Here is a 19,932-nt window from a genome sequence, read left to right as displayed (position 1 = left end):
CGTGAGGCGGTTTCTCTTTCGCCGTGATCCTCATTCTGATGATGAAAATAATGATTGTCCCCAAAAAGCTCTGTTGTCTCATCTTGCCAGATCAAAGATGGGGATAAGCTTCCCCTCTCATCAACGCGTCTAGCTTGGTTGCCGTGTCGGTCTGCGACAGAGGAGTATAGACAACCATCCCCCAATCAGGTCTTTCAGGAACGGTGAGCGTCGTGATCTGCAAGGCCAGGTTGCCAACCAGGGGATGATACAGTTCACCAAAACTGTTGCATGTCAGGAGAATTTCATGCGCAGGCCACCAGGCCCGAAATTCAGGGCTGGCGGCTTGCAGATCGGCAATCAATTCCGTCACCCATGCTTCATCGCCATACTGGTCCCTTATCGCACGCAAGTGCGCAATGCAACCGCGTGCGGCACGTTCCCAGTGGACAAAACGCTGGCGTTGCAACGGGTTCATGAAGAGCGACCAGGCCAGATTGCGTTCGCGCTCAGAGAGGGTGGAGTAATCGCCGAAGAGTTGGCTGGCACTGCTATTCCCCGCCACCACATTCAAACGATGATCGAGCAGTTGGGCCGGGTAGAGAAAGGCATCGAGGATAGCTTGATAGGGAGTGTGCGGTGAAAGCTTCTCTCTATCTGCTTCTCCTGGCAGCGGAATGCGATCTCGTGCCAGCGTAAATAAATGACGACGTTCCTCAACGTCGAGCTGCAAGATATCTGCGAGGCGAGAGAGGACGTGATCGGAGACCTGAATATCTCGGCCTTGTTCGAGCCAGGTGTACCAGGAAATACCCACGCCCACGAGTCCTGCTAGTTCCTCACGTCGGAGTCCAGGCGTGTGTCGCCTCGCACCTGTTGGGAAATCAAACTGTTCGGGACGCAAGCGAGCACGACGGGTGCGCAAAAAATCGGAGAGCCCGGCTCGACGCTTTACGCGTTCTGTCATCTGTTCCTCATCATTCAGCAGCGAAAAACTGTTACTTTTTACACCTATGAGAAAACACACTCCTGGTTTCAGCAGGGGTGTTGCCCCATAATACCACCAGATCGATTGGCTCGTCCATTTCCCCGTGATCCATGCGGTCACGGCAAAGGACAAAAACGTGCAGATGAGAGAAAGAGAGAACATCTGATGCAGCAAAAAAAGCATTTTTCAACAATTGAAACTCCGCGCTCCATTCGTGATCGCGTTGGGATTTTTTCTGAGGCGACTGATATCCTGGATGCCATCACCAAAGTCCGCGAAGCAGAGCAGGCAGGGGTCCAACAAATCTGGGCACAGAATGCCGGAGATGCCGACCTTGTAACGTTCTTTGCGGCGGTTGCTACACAAACTGAGCGCATCAGGCTTGGAAGCGCGATTGTTCCCGTGTATACACGTCACCCGTTGACGCTGGCAAGGCAGGCTTTCGCAATAGAGGATCTTGCTCCTGGACGCCTGCGGTTAGGAATCGGTCCCGGCAATCGAATGTTGATTGAAAACTCGTATGGTCTCGCGCAGACGACTCCACTGTCCTATCTCCAGGAGTACCTGGAGATCCTGCGCGGCATTTTCAAGGATGGAGCGATCTCTCACCACGGGACGTTTTTCAACGTGGAGCATACTCTCCTGAACGCTTCTATGCCACGGAGGGCTTCGCTTCCTCTCTTGACTTCAGCAGTCGGTCTCAAAACGTTCAGGCTGGCAGGGGAGATGGCTGATGGAGCAATCTCCTGGGCCTGCCCGATCCCCTATCTTCTGGAGTCGGCACTTCCCGAACTGCGTGCTGGAGCTGAGGAGCGAGGGCGTTCCGTTCCTCCAATCATTGCGCATGTGCGGATTGCGCTGAGTACTGATGAAGAGAAAGTTCGGTCAAAGATGCGCCAGGGGGTGCAATTTGCCGCACGCTTTAGCTCTTTCACTCGGATGTGGGCGGCTGCTGGCTTTAAGAGAGCAGCGGAGGGCAATGAAGAAGAAATCGATGCTTTAGTACGAACATTAGTGGTCAGCGGCTCTGAGGAAACAATACGTCGTCGTCTGAAAGAGCTTTTGGCGAGTGGCTTGGATGAGCTAATGCTGCAACTCGTTCCCATTGTTGACGAGGAACGTGAACGAAAACAGTTGATCCATCTGGTTGGCTCTCTTTAAAGAGGGCGGTTCTCAGCAGGCTCGTTGAAACAAAATGGTACCTTTCTCTGAGAATAATGTACTTTTTGTTTCAATATACTATATACCTGTTATTCTTTTAAAGTATTATTGTCCCGTTTCGGATGACTACGAAATAGGAGCCAGCTCCCACCAGAATGATAACAAGGCCAATAAGCAAACTCAGCGTGAGAGATTCTTTCAGGAACAGCATATCCCAAAAAACGCCAAAGACGGGGGCCAGAAAGGTCACCATCAGCGTTTTCGTTGGGCCAGCGTGGGTAATCAACCAGATATAGAGCAGGAGCGTGACCGCAGTGCAAAGGAGAGCCAGTGCCGCGACTGCGAACCATACACTGGGGGCCGGTACTTGTGCCGGAGGGACAACCAGCGCCAGCGGAACCAAAAAGAGGGCCGCAAAGAATTGACTGCATGTTGCTATTGCCAATGAACTTACCTTGTTCCCAAGAGTGACTTTAATATAGACACTGGCAATACCATAGGAGGCCGCAGCTGCCAGCGAAGCTCCAACTGCGAAGAGGCAAGCAAAGGATCAGATGTCCCATTGAAGCGAACCATGGCCTATCGCCTGCTTCGCGCCGTCCGCACGCAAAGGGAAAGCGCTTTACAGGATGGACGGCATGATCAAGATTTTGCTGTTGGAGGAAGGAGGCCTGTTTTTGTCGTAAAGCCTTCGATAACCATTGCCCACAGGCAAAACAATCGAGGCTAGTTCGCTCGTTGGTAGCTCCACATGTAGGGCAAATGAGAGTGTATTCCATACCAATATTATCTTCCTAAAGAAAGAGAGAACCAATCCTATCTGTTTGCCAGATTATAGTGCTCAAGGGGCACTGGAAGCAAGGCACAGCCCTTCCCCTTGTCTCTTGTGATGAGACAAGGGGCCCTCGCTCTTTCTATGGTGCTACTACCTGCAGCTCTGCCAGCGCTTTGTGCAGGTCTGCATATACCGCCTCCATATGCTTCGTGAGATTGCATCGCTGTAACTCGTTGAGAACATGACAACAATGCATCCCTCTGTAGAGACACTCCCTGAAATGGAGCCCAGGGGTTTCTGCAGGCCGACCAAACGCTTGCCAGAACACCTCTCGCACATGAGGGGAAACCTTGCGCTCCAGCAGATGAAATGTCCAGTCGGCGAGCGGATCGCCCCAGTAGCCTCGATCTGCATCGAGAACCGCACTAATGACCGGCCCCTCATCTCTGCGCTGAATCAGAATATTAAAAGGCCAGAGATCTCCGTGTAACAAGCAGGGCGTGGTAATTTCATCAATCAGGTCAATATGAGTGGCAGCAATATGACACAGCCTCTGCATAGGTTCACTATCGAGTCCGTTCCTCATTGCCTCTCGCTGTGATTGTTCAAGCGTTTTCAGTACCTTCTCACTCTAGGTAGTGAAATGCCGCCCAGGATAAGGCATACCGAAAACGTCCCCTTTGATAGTAGCTATCGTCCTGACAATGTGGGCGAACTGTCGCCACAATGCATCATTTTCCTCCTCAGTCAACTCATCCATCACGGTTGACCACAGTTCGCCGGGCATATACGTCTGGAACATATAATCCCGCGGGGTAAGCTGATGAGTAAAGTCTATCATGAGGATTTTCGGCAGCAGCGGTGCTATCGGAGCAAAATACGGCTGGAGCAGATACTCGCGCCGCATGAGACTGTGCTCAAGCCATCCTACGTGCTCTGCTGACCGGGGAGCCACTCACAGTATCACCGTCTCCCTCTTAGCAAACTCTAGCAGGTAGACATTGTTGTACTCGCCATTGCCCAGTTCTCACGCAAGATCAGTTCGTTCTTTACCAGGCAGACCTCTTTACTTCAAATGTGCATCCAGCCAGTTGGCAATCATTGCAGCAATCTCTTGTTCATGCTTGCTATACATATGATCAGCATTGGCAACAAGCCGTGTATCTACCTGAGGAGCGGAGATCGCATTTTCCCGTATACGCACTAACTTAGCATCAGTACAGTACCAATATCTCTGGTTCCATAGAAGATCAGCAACGGAGTCTGTATATCTGCGATGAGCGGTTTCTGTGTCGTCATGCCAAATACATCGAGCGGGCTGCCAGGTAACCAGTCCAGAAGGGCCTGCGCACTGGGCGCAGATCATCTTCACTTTGAATCCAGACAAGCTCTTCACTATAACCTTTTTTTCACAATTACTCTCCTTCTTGCCTATTTGAATAGCACTTTACAGCAGTTCTAGTTCAATTTGCATCAGGTGGAAAATCTCATCCAGTCATCTTTCACACTCAGAGATCGTATCCCCTGTCACAACAGCGTAACATAAACGCGAACCAAATCCTCGGGGAGGCACAAGAACGGTTTCCCCTAGCCTGACAGTAAATACAACATAATGCAGCCACTGAACAGGGGAGTTCGGCATACACCTGTGTTCCGCCTGTACTTACTTATTCAACGACACAGGTTCCACTCAGTATCACTCCACATCTGGATGTGTTCAGTGCTCCTTTGTAAATAAAGGGGATATTCGGACAGAAAAAGGCGCTACTGATTTACCACTGCCCAGACCATTTCGTGTCTCGCCTATCGTGGTTCTGTTGAAGTCGAGCACGTTTTGTGCCGCTTGTGCGGCTTGAATTGTAGTATTCCCTTGTGTAGTATGAGCGAGCTAGTGCTGGTACAATTGGGACACTCCACAAGGGAAACACCACTGTCAAAAAACTGTCGGAGATCAATGGGAATCGCTCCACAGCAAGAGCCAGTATCACCTTGACGTTTACAAGTGTCTCCTCATGAATGACTCCACGCCGTTGGGGTATTCAAGCTGACAAACGTTACGTGTCCAAAGTCCATCGGCACGCAGTCCAAATAGACGAGTAACTTTTTGTGAGACCAATACGTGTCACCCAACGGTAATCTGCTCACAAACCTAGCCATCCATCGAGGTCTTTGAGTGAAGAAATTTCTCGGTGCCGATCTCGTGCTCTGTGAGATTAAGAGTCGAGAGACAGGAAGCAGAAGGCTATTGATTATCCGACCAACATTGAAGTGGGCACTTGAACACTATTCCCAGAGCAGGGACCACGGCACACGTACGAGAGAACCATGCTGCGCTCGATGTACACCTGACCAAACAGGATCTCGCTCAGCTCGACCGCGTATTTCCCGCGCCAACTGAGCCGCGTCCGCTTGAGATGCTGTAATAGGTGCTCTCTCTTTAAGTAGAAGGAAACGACTTCTTTCGCAATACTTTTTAATGCGTCTTGCTACTGAGGCCCTAGATCTTCATGCTATCGCTTCCGGAGGCCATGATGGAGAAGCCAGCCATTGTCATTGTCGATGCTACACCTGAAATTGTGCAGCAACTTAAGCATGATCTGGAACAGAAGTATAGTGACCTTTTTCGCATCATAGCGGCGCAATCAAGTCAACAGGCGCTAGACATCTTAAAAAAAATGAGCGTATTTAATGAACCTGTAGCCCTGTTGATAGCGGACGAACAGATGCCCGAAGTAAGTGGATCGGATCTGTTGAGGGTGTCGCGAGAGCAGTTTCCGCAGGCCAAACGCATCCTGTTGATTTCCTATATGGATACACACGCGGCGGTTCACGAGATCAATGAAGGTCGTATCGATTATTATATTGTCAAACCCTGGGACCCGCCGGAGCAATGCCTATATCCAGCCGTGGATGATATCCTGACCGGCTGGTTGATCACCTACGATCCGTCCTTAACACCGCTACGCGTCATTGATCATCGTTGGTCTCCAAAACTATACGAAATCGGCCGTTTTCTGGCACGCAATCAGGTACCTTACCAATGGCTAGATATCGAAAACAGGCCAGATGCTTTGCGTCTGCTAGAGCACCTGAACTTGAATCGGAGAAAATTGCCGGTTGTGATCTTTCCCGACGGGTCCTATCTGGTTAATCCTGAGCTACTACAGATTGCGGATAAGCTTAAGCTTAAAACACATGCAGAGAAACCCTTTTATGACCTTATTATCATCGGCTCAGGGCCAGCCGGGCTGGCAGCCGCTGTCTATGGTGCATCCGAAGGATTATCAGCGCTCCTGGTAGAGCGCGAGGCCCCTGGCGGTCAGGCAGGCTTGAGCTCACGCATCGAAAATTATCTGGGGTTTCCTACAGGATTAAGCGGAGGTGAACTGGCGCGCCGCGCAGTAGTCCAGGCAGAGCGCTTTGGTGCGGAAATAGTTACCCCACAAAAAGCTTGCAGAATCAAGGTCAATGGGCAGTATCGCTCTGTTGTCATGCAAGACAAGTCAGAAGTATACTGCCACACACTTCTGCTCGCCTGCGGTGTCTCCTATTGCCAGTTAGAAGTTCCTGGCATATCCTCTCTCGTCGGCGCGGGCGTCTATTACGGCGCTTCCGTTTCCGAGGCCATACTTTGTAAAAATGAAGATGTCTATATCGTCGGCGGAGCAAATTCAGCCGGGCAGGCAGCTATTTATTTTTCAAAATATGCACGCAGCGTCACCATGCTGGTGCGTGCCGATTCGCTAGCAAAGGATATGTCCTGGTACCTGATCAACCAGATCAACCACACCTCAAATATTACAGTGAAGACGAACACTCGTGTGGTCGCGGTACATGGAAAGCACCATCTAGAAAGTATTACCATTGTCAATGATCAGTCGCAAGAGGAACAGACGCTACCCGCAGCGTCTTTGTTCATTTTTATCGGTACCGAACCGCACACAGGCTGGTTAAAAAGGACGGTCAAATGCGATGAGAGGGGCTTCATTCTGACTGGTCCCGATCTAATGAATGCAGAACATCATAAACCTGAACACTGGCAGCTTGAGCGCGATCCCTTCTACCTGGAAACCAACGTACCAGGCATCTTTGCCGCCGGAGATGTACGACATGGCTCAATCAAACGCGTCGCGTCCAGTGTTGGAGAAGGCTCCATGGCGGTGCTGCTGATCCATCGCTACCTGGGATAGGTTAATCCTTAGCATGCCCTTCCTCTTCATCCTTCACTTAAGAGGAAGGGTAAACCAGAAAGTGGAACCCTCTCCCAGCCATGTTCTCAACCCCTACCTGACCTCCATGCTGCGCATTATCGCCAGGCAAAGAGGATAACCCAATGATCTCATCGCCGTCATTCGGTTCTGCGCTGATCTGAGCACCATAGAAACGTTCCCAGATACACTGTTGCTCTTACTGCGAAAGGCCCAACTTTCAATCCATACACGCCTATGCACTACTCACATTATATGCTATGAACAATTCATTGATGGATAGATCCATCAGGCATGATTGAGCCCTTAAGAGACCTGGCTTCTAGGAGTTGCCTGGTTGTCACATTCGTTGTCATGAAGTTAATCCCATCAAGATTGGCACCCCATAGATCAGCATTACTCAGATCAGCATTACTCAGATTGGCTTCCCGCAAATCAATATTACGAAAACTCATGCCACTGAGATCGGCCTGACTTAAATCGATGATATGAATAAGGTCAGATTCTTGCAGAAACTTGAAGATGATTTCTTTACGGGCTGGATCTAACAACCGTAATACTGTCCATGTGCGAGCACGCGCAACGGCGCGCACTTCTGTATTCGCGCTTGATTCGCGCAGGTTCTTGTTGAGTAAGAGGGACGCCATCGTATCCAGGTATTGATGAAGCGCAGATTCCTGGGCTTGTTGGGTACTGATCCACGCGGTCCCAATACCCACAACAACAGGAATAGCCAGAACTCCAAGGACATTGAGCCAATCCCAGAGGGTCTTGCCTTTAAATCCGGTCCAATCAAGTTGATAGCCGGTCATAAGTAATACAATAATCCCTATCAGTATGAGCGTGGCAATCTCACAAGCTATCCAATGATGGTGTATGTGATACCACGCACGCCTGGATGAAACTTTCACAGTATCCTTCCTTTCCACTATATCCACTAATTTATGAAGAGAAAAGGTCAGAAAAGATCAGCAATTTGTTGTACATCTTCTGGCTTCTAATAAAAAACACGTTTGATCGGAAGTGAAAGTACGCCATGCACAGTAGCCCTGAACTCTGATAACAGCGTCCCCATGTGCTGAAAGGATTTTTGTGCCATCGGGAGACGTTGTTACGCCTGACGGCACCACGGTTGCCAGCCGTGTGCATGCGGCAGTCCTCATCTGTGTCAAAAAATTTTGCCACTTCCAACAGAAAACCAGGGACTTCCAGGTCTCCGTTGGAGGTGACAGGTCAGGACAGACTACTGGCTGATCTGGAGCTGCTCTGCGATGAAGGCGAGAGCAATCTCAGCCACCGCACGCCAGCCGTGGTCGATGGTGAGGGAGTGTCCACGACCCGCGAATTCGCGGAACTGCGTGACGGCGGGATTGTGTTTCTGCAACTGGTATGCAGCCTTGACGACCGCCAGCGGGACTGTATGATCTTTCTCGCCCGCAATGAGCAAGAGGGGTCCGCGCTCGGGGTTCCTGGTGTTGACCTGATCTTCTGTCCACGGATTAAGATTAGCGGCAGCGGCCTGGAAGACGGGCGTGCCGGAGCCAGGGACTGCGTACCGGTCGTAGAGTTGATGGGCTTCCTCTTCCGAGAGCGCGTTGGTAAAGCCATAGCGAAACTGCTCGTAGGTCAGGGTGACGGCCCGGTGATAGTTGGCGGGATTCGAGAGGACTGGCGCACCAGACTTGAGTTCGGAGAGCGGCACGGGCAACACACCACGAAACCCGGCAGGGTCGATGGCAACCGTCACCGCCGATAGGCCTTCGTCGGCCAGTTGTTGAGCGATGAGGCCACCGAAGGAATGACCAACGATGACGGGCTTTCTCTTCAGTTGACCGATGGCTTGGGCATAGTGTTCCGTCACCTGCTTAATGCGCTTGTTGGCAAAAACTTCCGGGTCGTCATTGGCCTCTGCGACGGTCTCCGGGTCGTCGGGCCAGCCGGGCGCGAGGGTTACATAGCCCTGTTCTTCAAAGAAGACGCGCCAGTTCTCCCAACTGGATGCCAGGAGATAGAGGCCGTGGACGAAGACTATTGGCTGCTTGCCCTCCTGGTTGGCGCGGTCGATTTCTTGTTGTTCATGGATCGTGAGAACTGTCATGATGTACTCCTTGCTATGTCGGTGGACGTTATTTCAGTGTGTAGAAGGGAACATACCGGGATCATTCTGTCATAGGGGCCAGACCATATCTGACCGCTACGTCAGTACTCTGAGCACGTGCATATCCAACTGGGAAGCCAGATAGAGTGACGCAACGCTTCAAAGAACCCTTGGAGTCCGCCTGGGAGAATGGTGACGCCATCGTCAATAACCGCCAGGCATCTGAGACACCTGCCTGGATGCGAAGAGAGGTTCCAGCTAATGATTTCAGATAATATTTAAAAGCCAGCCTCCATCGGCTGCGATCTCTGCCCCCACCACAAACGACGAATCATCAGAAGCTAGAAACAGAGCCACCTTTGCCACTTCTTCGGGGCGTCCCAGGCGCTTGACCGGCGAACGGCTGATGCGTGCAACATCCTGAGCATCCAGGATGGCTTGCGAGGACCCCGAGCGGGTCAGGAGCTGCGTAGAGGTGGGGCCAATTGTGATCGTATTCACGCGAATCCCACGACCAATCAGTTCGGCTGCCAGCGCCCGCGCAAGGCCGTGAACCGCTCCTTTGTTGGCGGTATAAAGAGAACTATTGGCGATCCCGGTCAGGGCGTTGACCGAGCCATTGAAGATGATGGATGCCGACTCATTGAGAAATGGGAGGGCCTTCTGGACGGTGAAATATGCCCCTTTAAAATTGGCGTTCAGCATTTCGTCAAAAGCAGCTTCATCCACCTCTTCGAGGGAAGCTCCTTTGAAAATGCCCGCGTTGACAAACAGCACATCCAGTTTGCCAAATGTTTCGTATGCACGAGCCATCAACTGATCGATATCGTTGAGCCTGGTCACGTCAGCATGGACGGCCAGCACATTAGAACCCAATTGTCGAGCGACCCTTTCAAGAGTTTCTGGGTCTCGTCCAGAAATAACGACTTTTGCTCCATTGGCGTGAAATTCCCTGGCCGTTGCCAGCCCAATCCCACTATTACCGCCGGTCACTAACGCAACTTTTCCTGCAAGTGAGCTCATACCACTCATTTCCTTTCTATGGATAACCTTACCTTATGACCTCTTCTGCTTGATGAGACTGTTCTCCAAAGAAGATGAGTTCTTTCTCTCCAGCAGCGTTTCCTCTGTAGCAATCATACGCGATGTCCCCGGATTTTCAGAGAGCGTTAGTGATCTTCTAGCCAACGTTTTTCGCCGAAGTGAAATGGTAAGGCAGAGCTTGGCCAGGATATCGTATACTATCCAGAGTATCGTATCTTATCCAGAATATGACTTCCTTGCCCGGTTGATCCCTGGGAAGGATAGTGAGCGAGCGCCTCGTTTTGCAGGGGCTACTCAGAAGGGGATGCCATGCAGAGGAACGAGCAGTTGCGGAGGCTTCGTAGCGAGCGCAACTGGAGGCAACAAGATCTGGCCGATCACTTAGGTGTTACGGTCGTTACGGTCCAACGTTGGGAACGAGGCTCCCAACAACCGAGCACCTATTACCGCCTCAAGCTCTCGACCCTCTTTGGCAAGAGTGTCCAGGAGTTAGGATTGGAGGAAGATTTCCCAGTAGCGGAGAGCATCACGGCAGCTACTGAGCAAGCCGGGAGTGCTTTCTCCGAGGAGACGGCGCTTTGGACGATACCATATGCACGTAATCCGCACTTTACTGGACGCGATGATCTGCTCCAACAACTGGAACACCTGTTTTTTAGTGAGCAATCAGGCAAGCCGATGGGTATTCGTCAGGCAGCTTTAACCCAAACCCAGGCGATTAAGGGCCTGGGTGGGATTGGCAAGACGCAGATCGCTCTCGAATATGCCTATCGGGCCAGCCTCCAGGGACGCTATCACGATATCCTGTGGATTTCTGCAGGAAGTTCAGAGACGCTTCTCACCAGCTTTGTCGAGCTTGCGCGTTTATTGCCAGCGCTTGTACCCCCGGAAGAGACCAATCAACACACGATCATTACCACCATCCTACGCTGGTTAGAACAGCGCGAACTGCCCTGGCTGCTTGTGGTTGACAACGCCGACGATCTCGATCTGGTGCAGCCCTATCTTCCTCGCCTGGGCAATGGACACATTCTCCTTACGACGAGGGCCCACGCCGTTGGTGTACTTGCGTCCTCCATCGAAGTCGATACGATGGGGGTCATGGAGGGAACCCACCTCTTACTACGACGGGCTCACCACAGCTTTTCGACCTCCTCACCTAACGAGATAGACGAAGCTATCAATGTGGTCATTGCGCTTGCACAATTTCCTCTGGCCATAGATCAGGCGGGGGCCTATATTGAAGAGACAGGATGCAGCCTGCACGAATATCTTCGCATCCATCAGCAGCATCGCACCGAGCTTCTTGCGCGGCGTGGGAAGCAGATCACACCATATCCCGATTCGGTGGCAACCACCTGGTCCCTTTCGTTTATGCAGGTGCAACGCATCAACCCGGCAGCAGCCGAGCTGTTGCAGCTCTGTGCCTTTCTTGCTCCAGATCACATCCCCGAAGAACTGCTGACCGAAGGTGCTCCCTATTGGCCGCCTCTGCTTCAAAAGGCGATAGCGGATCGCTTCACCTTCAACCAGATGCTCGAAACCTTGCTGGGCTTTTCTCTGATCAAGCGGCTCTCTGAGGAACGGATGCTGAGTATCCACCGGCTGGTACAGGCTGTGCAAATGGATCGCATGGAAGCCGAGACGCAACGGTTCTGGGGCGAACAGGTGGTGCGCGCCATGCACTCTCTCTTTCCTGCCAATACGAAAGACGTAGCGACCTGGCCGACGTGTCTGCGCTACCTGGAGCAGGTTGAGGCATGCGATACGTTGATTCAGCACCATCAGTTCCTGCTGCCTGAGGCGGCGGAGCTGCTTGACCGAACAGGCAGCTACTTTCTGGAACACGCGATGTATACCCAGGCGAAGTCCTTGTACCTGCACGCCCTTGGCATCCGCGAGCAGTACTTTGGTCCGGAGCATCCTCAAACGGCGACCAGCCTGAACCATCTGGCGATCCTCTATCGAGGGAATGGCAACTATATAGAGGCAGAACCGTTCTACGTGCGTGCGTTACACATCCGCGAGCAGCATCTGGGTCCTCACCATCTCGATACCGCCGCCAGCCTGCACCACCTGGCGAATCTCTATGAGTCTCAAAGAGACTACGCCAGGGCAGAACCGTTCTACTTGCGTGCGTTACACATCCGCGAGCAGCATCTGGGTCCTCACCATCTCGACACTGCTGCCACTCTGCACCACCTGGCGATCCTTTATCAAGATCAGGGGAAATACGAACAGGCGGAGCCATTGTTTCAGCGAGCATTGCACATCTGCGAGCAGCTCGATCCTCACCATCCCAGAACATCTAGCACCCTGAGCTATCTGGGGGGGCTCTATCAGGAGCAAGGCAGGTATGCCGAGGCAGAATCCTTTTACCGACGTGGCTTTGAGATCGTTGAACAACACTTCGGCTCTTCCCATTTTTATACGGCAATGTCTCTATACAATCTGGCATTGTTATATACGGATCAAGGGCGCTATCAGGAAGGAGAGACGTTGTGTCAGCGTGCTCTGGCCATCTACGAGCAGCATCTGGGTCCTCTTCATTCTCACACAGGGGATCCATTGGCCTGTCTGGCGCTGCTCTCTCTCAAACTGGGCAAGGATACACAGGCGGAAGCGTTCGTTCTGCGGGCGCTACATATCCACGAAGAGCATCTGGGGGCTTTTCATCCCTATGTGTCTCTCGATCTGGTGATCCTGGCGATGCTCTATCGGGAGCAGGGGAAATATGCCGAGGCGGAGCCGTTGTTTCAGCGTGCTCTCGCCATCAATGAACAGGTGTTTATCTCCACTCATCCGCAAGTGGCTCAAGCCTTGCACGAGTTCGCTCTCTTGCGACAGGTTCAAGGTCACAACGACGAAGCCTGCTCACTCTACAAACGCGCTCTGGCAGCTCGAAGCCACACGTTGGGAGGAGCGCATTCCCGGACCATCGAGACCCGCCAGCAGTTGATCGAGCTGTTGCATCACATGGGTTGCACCCAGGAAGCAGTACAACTGGAGGAAGCACAACCAGGATCACCCGATCTTCCAAGGGAGAGGACTTTCACCAGCAGGAGAGAGGGATCAACGGAGCAGAGCACCGTGGTCAGCGCAACTCCTGCGTGCCCTCAGTGCCAGCAAACGACGGGAGTCCTCAAACGCGGAAAAAATCGATCGGGGAGTCAGCGGTTGTACTGCCAGACATGCCAATTGTACTTCACTCCTGCGCCAAGTATCCGACAAGCCGATCAGGCGCGAAAAGCCGAGGCGATGGCGCTTGCGGAACAGGGTATGAGTTACCGTCGTATCGCGAGCCTTATGGGCGTGCATCATCAAACGGTGAGCGCGTGGATCAGTACTCCTATCACTGCTGAAGCAGAATGAGCGAGAATATCTTTTTCAACGCTTGCTCATATAATTGGTGATGTCTATTAAAAAATGCGTTCTCGATTGAGAAAATGCCGTCATTCATCTGTGTTTCGCTGAGGGCTCCTGCCGCCTCTTTGCTCGCTTCCCTGGTTCTGTGGTATACTCGCCTCTGTTGGGTATTAACGAGATGATTCCCAACATCATAGGAAGGATACTATGCCCAAACCGCCGCAACACACGCTCATCTGGTCAAACGACCGCCAGCGGTATGAACTCCAAACCCAGGGACAAGCTGTTCAATGGTTTCACGAGGGCGATGACTCCACGTTCTCTCACTGGTTGGACATACACACCGCCTTTGCTTTTGTGGGGCAGGCGGGACGACTTTCCGTCCTCAAAGAAGCCCGGCCCCGTGGAAGCAGCTACTGGTACGCCTATCACAGGCAGGGTCAGCGCACCCGCAAACGCTATCTCGGACTCACGGATCAGGTCACGTTCGCTCGCTTAGAGCAGGAGGCACAGGCCCTGGCCGGAGAACCTGTGTCTGCCACAGCTCTTCCCAGGCCAGATGTGCCATCATCTGAGTTGAAGGGCCTGCTCCTCTCTAGCAAGCTCTCGGTCCCCCGTCCACCGAGCTTTCTCGTAGAGCGTGCTCGCCTGCTGACTGAACTGGATCTCATCAGCACTCACCCGTTGACACTCATCTCAGCCTCTGCCGGGAGTGGCAAGACCACCTTGCTCTCGGCATGGGCAGCGTCAAAGAAGGAACAGGAACGCGGCGGGAGGACACAAGCAAGCGATCACGCGTTGGCCTGGCTCTCTCTTGAGGAGCTGGACGATGACCCGATCCACTTCTGGGACCTGGTCATTGCAGCCCTGCGCAGATGCCGTCCCGCTTTAGGAGAGACGGCGCTCACCCTGCTGCACTCACCCCAATCTCTGCCGCTCTCAATCTGTCTTGCAGCCTTGCTTCAGGAAGTGGAACAGAACGCACAAGATCTCATCCTGCTTCTGGATGACTACCATGTGATCACTGACCAGGCCATCATTGATTCCATGCTCTTTCTGATCGAGCACCTGCCCACGAGCCTGCACCTGGTCTTGATCAGCCGCACCGACCCTGATCTTCCGCTCTCGCGCTTACGCGTGCGTGGACAACTCCTGGAGATTCGCGACCAGGATTTGCGCTTTAGCAAGCCTGAGGCTGCCAGCTTTCTGCGTAATGCGATGAGCCTGCCTCTCTCGGAAGACGACGTGAGCACCCTTTCCCAGCGAACGGAGGGTTGGATCGCCGGGCTGCATCTGGCCGCGCTCTCTCTGCGCAAACGGTCAGATCACGCTGCTTTTGTGAAAAACTTTGCTGGTACCCATCGGCATTTGCTGGATTATGTGCAGCAGGACATTCTTGCGCCGCTGTCTGAGTCCCTCCAAAGCTTTTTGCTGCAGACAGCGATTGTCCCTCGCATGAATGCGGCTCTCTGCCAGGCCATTACCGAAGCTCCAGGCGAGTCTGAAAGCCAGCAGCGATTACAGGCGTTGGAGCAGGCCAACCTCTTTCTCGTCCCGCTCGACGAGCAGCGCCAGTGGTACCGCTATCATGATCTCTTTCGAGAGGCTCTGCTCGTTCGTCTCCACTCCAGCCATCCCCAACTGGTGCCGCTCTTGCACGGGCGTGCCGCCAGATTCTATGAGGCTCGAAGCGAGTGGCGCGAGGCTATTACCCACGCGCTGGCTGCCTCAGACCACGTCTATGCCGCCGCCTTGATGGAGAGAGCTTCGGGATCGTTCTGGTCTCGTGGAGAAACAAAAACGCTGCATAGCTGGGTCTTCTCGCTGCCAGACGCTGTGCTGCGTGAACACTTATACCTGGCTCTTGGTGCCGCATTTCGCTTCTTCGACGCGATAAATTTGAGTAGCCAGGAGATCTATGTGGGCATAGCTGCCCAGGTAGAGCACACCTTTACACGCCTCAAAGCGCTCCTTCCTTCTCCCCATACACGGCTGCAGCAGGAACAACCATACCGCGAGATCTCTAAAGCCGAGGCGGTATGGATCGAGCAGCGTCTGTTCCAGTTGCGAGCCTTGATCGAGCTTAGAGGCATCCTCAGGCAGAACGATGCCGGGCGCTTGCGGAACCTGATTCGTGAACTTGATGCGCTTCCTCCAGATGAGGATACCCATTGTAACATCATCCCGCTCTACCTTACCTTCTGGCTGACCACCATGTACCAGGAATATGGGGTTCCCCTGCTTCCCCGGCTCAGCGCGGCAAAGCACCAGTTGTTGGAAGAAAGAGATCTCTTGATGGCGACCCGCGTCTTAAGCTGGTCAGCTCAAATCCGATCGACCTACGCCATCCAATTACATCAGGCACAGCAGGAATGCCTGGAAGCCCTCGCCCTGGCTGAACAGATTGGTGCGCATACTCCCTGGGAAGGCTATCTGTATTATTGCCTGTTTGTGATCTCCTACGCCTGGAATCGACTGGAAGAGGCCCCCGACTGGCTCCAGCGTTTGCGACGTCTTGCGCAAAACTGGCAACACATGCAGCTCCTGGCTGTTACTGAGATTTTTTCAGCTCAGCTTGGGCTGGCAAGAGGAGATCTGGCAACGGCAGAAGAAGCTCTGCACCAGCTTAAAACCCTGCTTGAGCAAGGTGGGCTGGCCTATCATGCCCCCTGGGTCACAGTTCTGCGCGTCAAATTGTGGCTGGCGCAAGGGAAGCTGGCGGAGGCAGCAGCATGGGCGGCGCAAACCACCTTCTCCCCCGATGCCTGGAATCCTTTACGTCGCTGGGAACTGCTGATGCTGGTGCGGGTACTTGTGGCCCAACAGCACTACGAGCAGGCGGGCGAGATGCTCTCGCGCTTCAGCCACCACCTTGATCGAGAAGGTTCTGTTGACACAGTCATCGAGTTTCTCGCCTTACACCTGCTCGCCTTGCATCACGCGGGCAAGAGTGCGCAAGCAATGTGCGTCGCGGCACGCCTGTTTGCGCTCACAGAACCGGAAGGCCATCTGCGTGTCTATCTCGATGAAGGGAGACCGATGCGCCAGACCCTGGTGGCGTTGCTGGACGTGGAGCCGGAGGAGGATGAACGCGATGGAGCGACGGTGGCCGTTTCTCGATCCTACATCTTACGCCTGCTGGCTGCCTTTGAACAGGAGGAACAGTCAACGCGCGCGCCTCATGCCCTTCCAATCCAAACAGCTCAAGCTGTGCCTGTTCCAGAACGCGCTGTAGCTGCCTCACTACAGATCATCGAGCCGCTGACCGAGCGTGAACTGGAGGTTTTGCGGTGGCTTTCAGAGGGTGCCTCCAACCAGCAGATTGCGAACGCGCTCGTGATCCAGCTTTCCACCGTTAAGAAACATGTCAGCAGTCTGCTTGCGAAACTGGGAGCAGAGAGCCGCACTCAGGCGATTGCCCAGGCACGCGCTGCCTCTCTCCTCTAAACAGCTTCCACCACCACCTGGAACTTCGACAGCAGGTTCCCTGGTGGTGGCGGGCGGCATCGACTTCGATTTTCCTCCCCAACGGAGAACCCCAACACACTGCTCTTTCCCTTCGCAATATTCTCCCTGCGGTAGACTTTTGACGACTGTCTCCAGGCTGTCTGTGCGCTATCCTTATGTGTGTGGAGAGAACCACACAGGGAGAAGCGGCTGATGCACTATCACATTCGGATCAAAGGATACCTTGATCCTTTCTGGAAGGACTGGTTAGCTGGACTTACGATGGTCCATGAGCCAGTTGGAACTACGAGTCTTGCCGGTCCCTTGCCTGATCAGGCGGCCCTCTTTGGGGTGCTGCTCAAGATCCACCGTTTGGGTTTGATCTTGCTCTCCCTTGAGACATATGAGGCTGCCGAAGCGCAAGAACAGCGAAGATGGGATGCAGGCCATCCCGATGCAGCTTTATCGAAACAGACAGAACTGAAAACACCTGAAGGAGAACTATTCATCATGCAAGCACGAATGAGCAATCCGGCAACCATCTTTCCTGAGGTTCTACAACCCATCCAGGCGCTGCTCAAGGCTACTCGACAGGGCGGTGTGCCACAGAAGACGCTTGAACTGGTCCATTTACGCGCAAGCCAGATTAATGGCTGTAGCTACTGTGTGGACTATGGCACGCGTAGCGCCAGGAAGGCTGGAGAAACAGACGAGCGGCTCTTTGCCGTGGTTGCCTGGAGAGAGACGCCCTACTTCACCGATGCGGAGCGTGCTGCGCTCGCGCTCACCGAGGCAGCCACACGTCTGGCCGATAAGGCTGACGCGGTCCCCGATGAGATCTGGGAAGAGGCCACCCGGCACTACGATGAAAAGGGGTTGGCGGCGATTATTCTCATGATTGCTACGACCAACCTCTTTAATCGCCTGAACGCCACAACCAGGCAGATGGCGGGCCAGGGTTGGTAAGCTGATCAGAAACTGGCCAGTTGGCGTGCATCCTTGCAACATCCGGGTGAACGTCAACTGACCAGCCGAATATGCTGACACACAGAGATTCATACCAGAAAGGAAGAAGACTATGAACAAGTTTCTGTTGCTCTATAAAGGGCCAGCTACATCGCCAGATGCCTCACACGACGGATGGCGACAATGGTTTACCGGGCTAGGAGAGCACCTGATTGACGTGGGATCGGCCATAAAACAGGGATGCGCTCTCAATGGGGATGGCTCAACCGATGAGCGCGCGACTCCCATGAATGGCTACAGTATCATTCAAGCGGAAGAGAGGGAGGAAGCCCTGCGCCTGGTGCAGAGCCACCCCTATCTCTCTCTTGGTGATGAATACACGGTGGAGATTTTTACCTTAAAATAATACTTTAGACAACCATACATTCTCACATCAGGAGGAGAACAACAACGTGGAACAGACAGTATCGGAACAGACAGGATCAATAACTCTCAGAAAAACAAAAGCGATAGCCTATTGGACGGTCACTGCGGCTCTTGTGTTTGTGATGCTCTCAGGCGCTATAGGAGAGTTGACACAGCAGTTTGGAACCGTGGAAACACACACGGTCCTTGGATATCCACTCTTCCTCCTGAATATCATCGGGACATGGAAGATTCTCGGGGTCATAGCTATCGTCATGCCGCGCTTTCTTCGGCTCAAGGAATGGGCATATGCTGGTATGTTCTTCAACATGACTGGCGCGTTTCTCTCCCACGCCATTGTTGGCGATAGCAAATTTCATCTCATTTATACTGGCTCAGTCCTTCTGATCGTGGTCGCTTCCTGGGCGCTTCGACCCCAAAGTCGCACCCTTGGGAAGCTGACCGAGAGTTTCGGCAGTATCCTGAAACGGGCATAAACAGGCAATTGGCGGGTCAGCAGGTGCGGTGCGGCCTGATCTCAACCTCTCTCATGCCAAAGCACTCGGAGAATTTCTTGTCTGAGCCTGCCAGGCCGTCTTGGAGATGCACACTTCTTGAAAGGATATTCAATGATTATGGAAAATCAGAAACCAACTCTCTATGAGTGGATGGGAGGATTACCAGCACTCATACGTTTGACCCACATCTTCTACGAGAAGTATGTTCCTCAGGATGAACTGCTGGCTCCGCTGTTTGCAGGGATGGCACCTGACCACCCGGAACGCGTCGCCACCTGGCTTGGTGAGGTATTCGGTGGGCCAGAGGCATATACAGAGCGCTATGGTGGTCATGCACATATGATCTCCCGTCATCTCGACAAAGGTTTGAGTGAGGAGCAGCGGGCACGCTGGGCCAGTCTCATCTGTCAGGCAGCTGATGACGCCGGATTGCCAACAGATCACGCATTTCGCGCGGCATTTGTCTCCTATATTGAGTGGGGAACGCATCTGGCGGTCACCTACTCGGCCCCCGGAGCAAATCCACCGCTGCATCAGCCTGTCCCACACTGGGATTGGGGGGAAGCCTTGCCGGAACCCACAGGTTCCTCACAAGAAACAAAAGGACAGAAGAGGTCAAACGAACCAATTACCTTCACGCAGCATATTCAACCCCTCTTCCGCGCGAAGGATCGCCAATCCATGCAATGGGCTTTTGATCTCTGGTCCTACGAAGATGTGACCAGGCACGCGCAGGGCATTTTCCACCGGCTCCAGCAAGGGTCGATGCCCTGTGATGGTACCTGGCCACACGAACAAGTAGAACTCTTCCAACGCTGGATGACCTCTGGTATGGCTCGCTAACCTGGAGGCAGGTTCCGAGCGGCGAACGCAGATGAGCCGGAAGTCAGTCACATTTCTGCATACTGTGCGCGTCAGAGAAGTGAAGCATAAACATGCGACGATACGCGAACGAAAACGCGCTGGCTCCAGTCTAA

The 19,932-nt window shown here is 53.2% G+C and carries 16 protein-coding genes and 2 pseudogenes; 11 read left to right on the top strand and 7 right to left on the bottom strand.

Annotation, left to right across the window (positions count from 1 at the left end):
* Positions 1-91 precede the first annotated feature (91 nt).
* Positions 92-946 (bottom strand): helix-turn-helix transcriptional regulator, encoded by an 855-nt coding sequence (locus tag EL628_RS23950; RefSeq protein WP_126582530.1) that lies wholly within the window; start codon positions 944-946, stop codon positions 92-94.
* 186 nt (positions 947-1,132) lie between these two features.
* Between EL628_RS23950 and EL628_RS23945 the strand changes: the two genes are divergently transcribed.
* The gene (locus EL628_RS23945; RefSeq protein WP_126582529.1) at positions 1,133-2,128 is read left to right on the top strand and encodes an LLM class flavin-dependent oxidoreductase; all 996 of its coding nucleotides are present in this window, start codon (positions 1,133-1,135) and stop codon (positions 2,126-2,128) included.
* Positions 2,129-2,225: 97 nt separating this feature from the next.
* Here EL628_RS23945 and EL628_RS23940 read toward each other — a convergent pair whose 3' ends face one another.
* The gene (locus EL628_RS23940; protein WP_126582528.1) at positions 2,226-2,645 is read right to left on the bottom strand and encodes an EamA family transporter; all 420 of its coding nucleotides are present in this window, start codon (positions 2,643-2,645) and stop codon (positions 2,226-2,228) included.
* Between the two features lie 45 nt (positions 2,646-2,690).
* Between EL628_RS23940 and EL628_RS29960 the strand changes: the two genes are divergently transcribed.
* On the top strand, positions 2,691-2,858 hold the full coding sequence (locus EL628_RS29960) for a hypothetical protein (protein ID WP_161975726.1): 168 nt from the start codon (positions 2,691-2,693) through the stop codon (positions 2,856-2,858).
* A 184-nt stretch (positions 2,859-3,042) separates the two neighbouring features.
* On the opposite strand, the pseudogene EL628_RS31095 reads toward EL628_RS29960, so the two are convergent.
* A pseudogene (locus tag EL628_RS31095) lies at positions 3,043-3,810 on the bottom strand (phosphotransferase family protein).
* A gap of 159 nt (positions 3,811-3,969) precedes the next feature.
* Positions 3,970-4,290 (bottom strand): hypothetical protein, encoded by a 321-nt coding sequence (locus EL628_RS23925; protein WP_126582525.1) that lies wholly within the window; start codon positions 4,288-4,290, stop codon positions 3,970-3,972.
* Positions 4,291-5,179: 889 nt separating this feature from the next.
* Between EL628_RS23925 and EL628_RS29955 the strand changes: the two genes are divergently transcribed.
* On the top strand, positions 5,180-5,326 hold the full coding sequence (locus tag EL628_RS29955; protein ID WP_161975724.1) for a hypothetical protein: 147 nt from the start codon (positions 5,180-5,182) through the stop codon (positions 5,324-5,326).
* 108 nt (positions 5,327-5,434) lie between these two features.
* Positions 5,435-7,093 carry an FAD-dependent oxidoreductase gene (locus tag EL628_RS23920; protein WP_126583601.1) on the top strand — a complete coding sequence of 553 codons (1,659 nt, stop codon included), beginning with the start codon at positions 5,435-5,437 and terminating at the stop codon, positions 7,091-7,093.
* Between the two features lie 287 nt (positions 7,094-7,380).
* On the opposite strand, the gene EL628_RS23915 is transcribed toward EL628_RS23920, so the two are convergent.
* The 3 genes from EL628_RS23915 to EL628_RS23905 all read right to left on the bottom strand — a co-directional run bounded on the left by EL628_RS23915 (position 7,381) and on the right by EL628_RS23905 (position 10,232).
* Positions 7,381-8,022: a pentapeptide repeat-containing protein gene (locus EL628_RS23915; RefSeq protein WP_245994404.1), complete on the bottom strand. Its 642-nt coding sequence runs from the start codon at positions 8,020-8,022 to the stop codon at positions 7,381-7,383.
* 332 nt (positions 8,023-8,354) lie between these two features.
* Entirely contained in the window at positions 8,355-9,209 is an 855-nt protein-coding gene (locus tag EL628_RS23910; RefSeq protein WP_126582524.1) for an alpha/beta hydrolase, read from the bottom strand.
* A gap of 267 nt (positions 9,210-9,476) precedes the next feature.
* Entirely contained in the window at positions 9,477-10,232 is a 756-nt protein-coding gene (locus EL628_RS23905) for an SDR family oxidoreductase (RefSeq protein WP_126582523.1), read from the bottom strand.
* A gap of 330 nt (positions 10,233-10,562) precedes the next feature.
* Here EL628_RS23905 and EL628_RS23900 point away from each other — a divergent pair, with 330 nt between their 5' ends.
* From EL628_RS23900 to EL628_RS30625, 7 genes and pseudogenes are all read left to right on the top strand, one after another.
* Entirely contained in the window at positions 10,563-13,625 is a 3,063-nt protein-coding gene (locus tag EL628_RS23900) for a tetratricopeptide repeat protein (protein ID WP_126582522.1), read from the top strand.
* A 201-nt stretch (positions 13,626-13,826) separates the two neighbouring features.
* The gene (locus EL628_RS23895) at positions 13,827-17,066 is read left to right on the top strand and encodes a winged helix-turn-helix domain-containing protein (protein ID WP_126582521.1); all 3,240 of its coding nucleotides are present in this window, start codon (positions 13,827-13,829) and stop codon (positions 17,064-17,066) included.
* 213 nt (positions 17,067-17,279) lie between these two features.
* Positions 17,280-17,453 (top strand): annotated as a pseudogene (locus EL628_RS31250) (DUF8691 family protein); the annotation flags it as partial.
* 123 nt (positions 17,454-17,576) lie between these two features.
* On the top strand, positions 17,577-18,032 hold the full coding sequence (locus EL628_RS31090; RefSeq protein ID WP_126583599.1) for a carboxymuconolactone decarboxylase family protein: 456 nt from the start codon (positions 17,577-17,579) through the stop codon (positions 18,030-18,032).
* A gap of 112 nt (positions 18,033-18,144) precedes the next feature.
* A complete protein-coding gene (locus EL628_RS23885) occupies positions 18,145-18,438 on the top strand; it encodes a YciI family protein (RefSeq protein ID WP_126582520.1) in 294 nt (97 codons plus the stop codon).
* A gap of 142 nt (positions 18,439-18,580) precedes the next feature.
* Complete coding sequence (locus EL628_RS23880; RefSeq protein ID WP_126583598.1) at positions 18,581-18,934, top strand: DoxX family protein; 354 nt, start codon at positions 18,581-18,583, stop codon at positions 18,932-18,934.
* A gap of 138 nt (positions 18,935-19,072) precedes the next feature.
* Positions 19,073-19,798 carry a group II truncated hemoglobin gene (locus EL628_RS30625; RefSeq protein ID WP_245994398.1) on the top strand — a complete coding sequence of 242 codons (726 nt, stop codon included), beginning with the start codon at positions 19,073-19,075 and terminating at the stop codon, positions 19,796-19,798.
* Positions 19,799-19,932 lie beyond the last annotated feature (134 nt).

The organism is Tengunoibacter tsumagoiensis (assembly GCF_003967535.1).
Classification (GTDB): Bacteria; Chloroflexota; Ktedonobacteria; order Ktedonobacterales; family Ktedonobacteraceae; genus Tengunoibacter; species Tengunoibacter tsumagoiensis.
Note: the sequence above shows the minus strand (reverse complement) of the source record. Positions and strands in the feature narration are given on the sequence as shown.

Bases quoted from the DNA above. Each gene is read 5' to 3' on its own strand.
- EL628_RS23950 (WP_126582530.1), bottom strand. From the start codon at position 946: ATGACAGAACGCGTAAAGCGTCGAGCCGGGCTCTCCGATTTTTTGCGC.
- EL628_RS23945 (WP_126582529.1), top strand. From the start codon at position 1,133: ATGCAGCAAAAAAAGCATTTTTCAACAATTGAAACTCCGCGCTCCATT.
- EL628_RS23920 (WP_126583601.1), top strand. From the start codon at position 5,435: ATGGAGAAGCCAGCCATTGTCATTGTCGATGCTACACCTGAAATTGTG.
- EL628_RS23910 (WP_126582524.1), bottom strand. From the start codon at position 9,209: ATGACAGTTCTCACGATCCATGAACAACAAGAAATCGACCGCGCCAAC.
- EL628_RS23905 (WP_126582523.1), bottom strand. From the start codon at position 10,232: ATGAGCTCACTTGCAGGAAAAGTTGCGTTAGTGACCGGCGGTAATAGT.
- EL628_RS23900 (WP_126582522.1), top strand. From the start codon at position 10,563: ATGCAGAGGAACGAGCAGTTGCGGAGGCTTCGTAGCGAGCGCAACTGG.
- EL628_RS23895 (WP_126582521.1), top strand. From the start codon at position 13,827: ATGCCCAAACCGCCGCAACACACGCTCATCTGGTCAAACGACCGCCAG.
- EL628_RS31090 (WP_126583599.1), top strand. From the start codon at position 17,577: ATGCAAGCACGAATGAGCAATCCGGCAACCATCTTTCCTGAGGTTCTA.
- EL628_RS23885 (WP_126582520.1), top strand. From the start codon at position 18,145: ATGAACAAGTTTCTGTTGCTCTATAAAGGGCCAGCTACATCGCCAGAT.
- EL628_RS23880 (WP_126583598.1), top strand. From the start codon at position 18,581: ATGCTCTCAGGCGCTATAGGAGAGTTGACACAGCAGTTTGGAACCGTG.
- EL628_RS30625 (WP_245994398.1), top strand. From the start codon at position 19,073: ATGGAAAATCAGAAACCAACTCTCTATGAGTGGATGGGAGGATTACCA.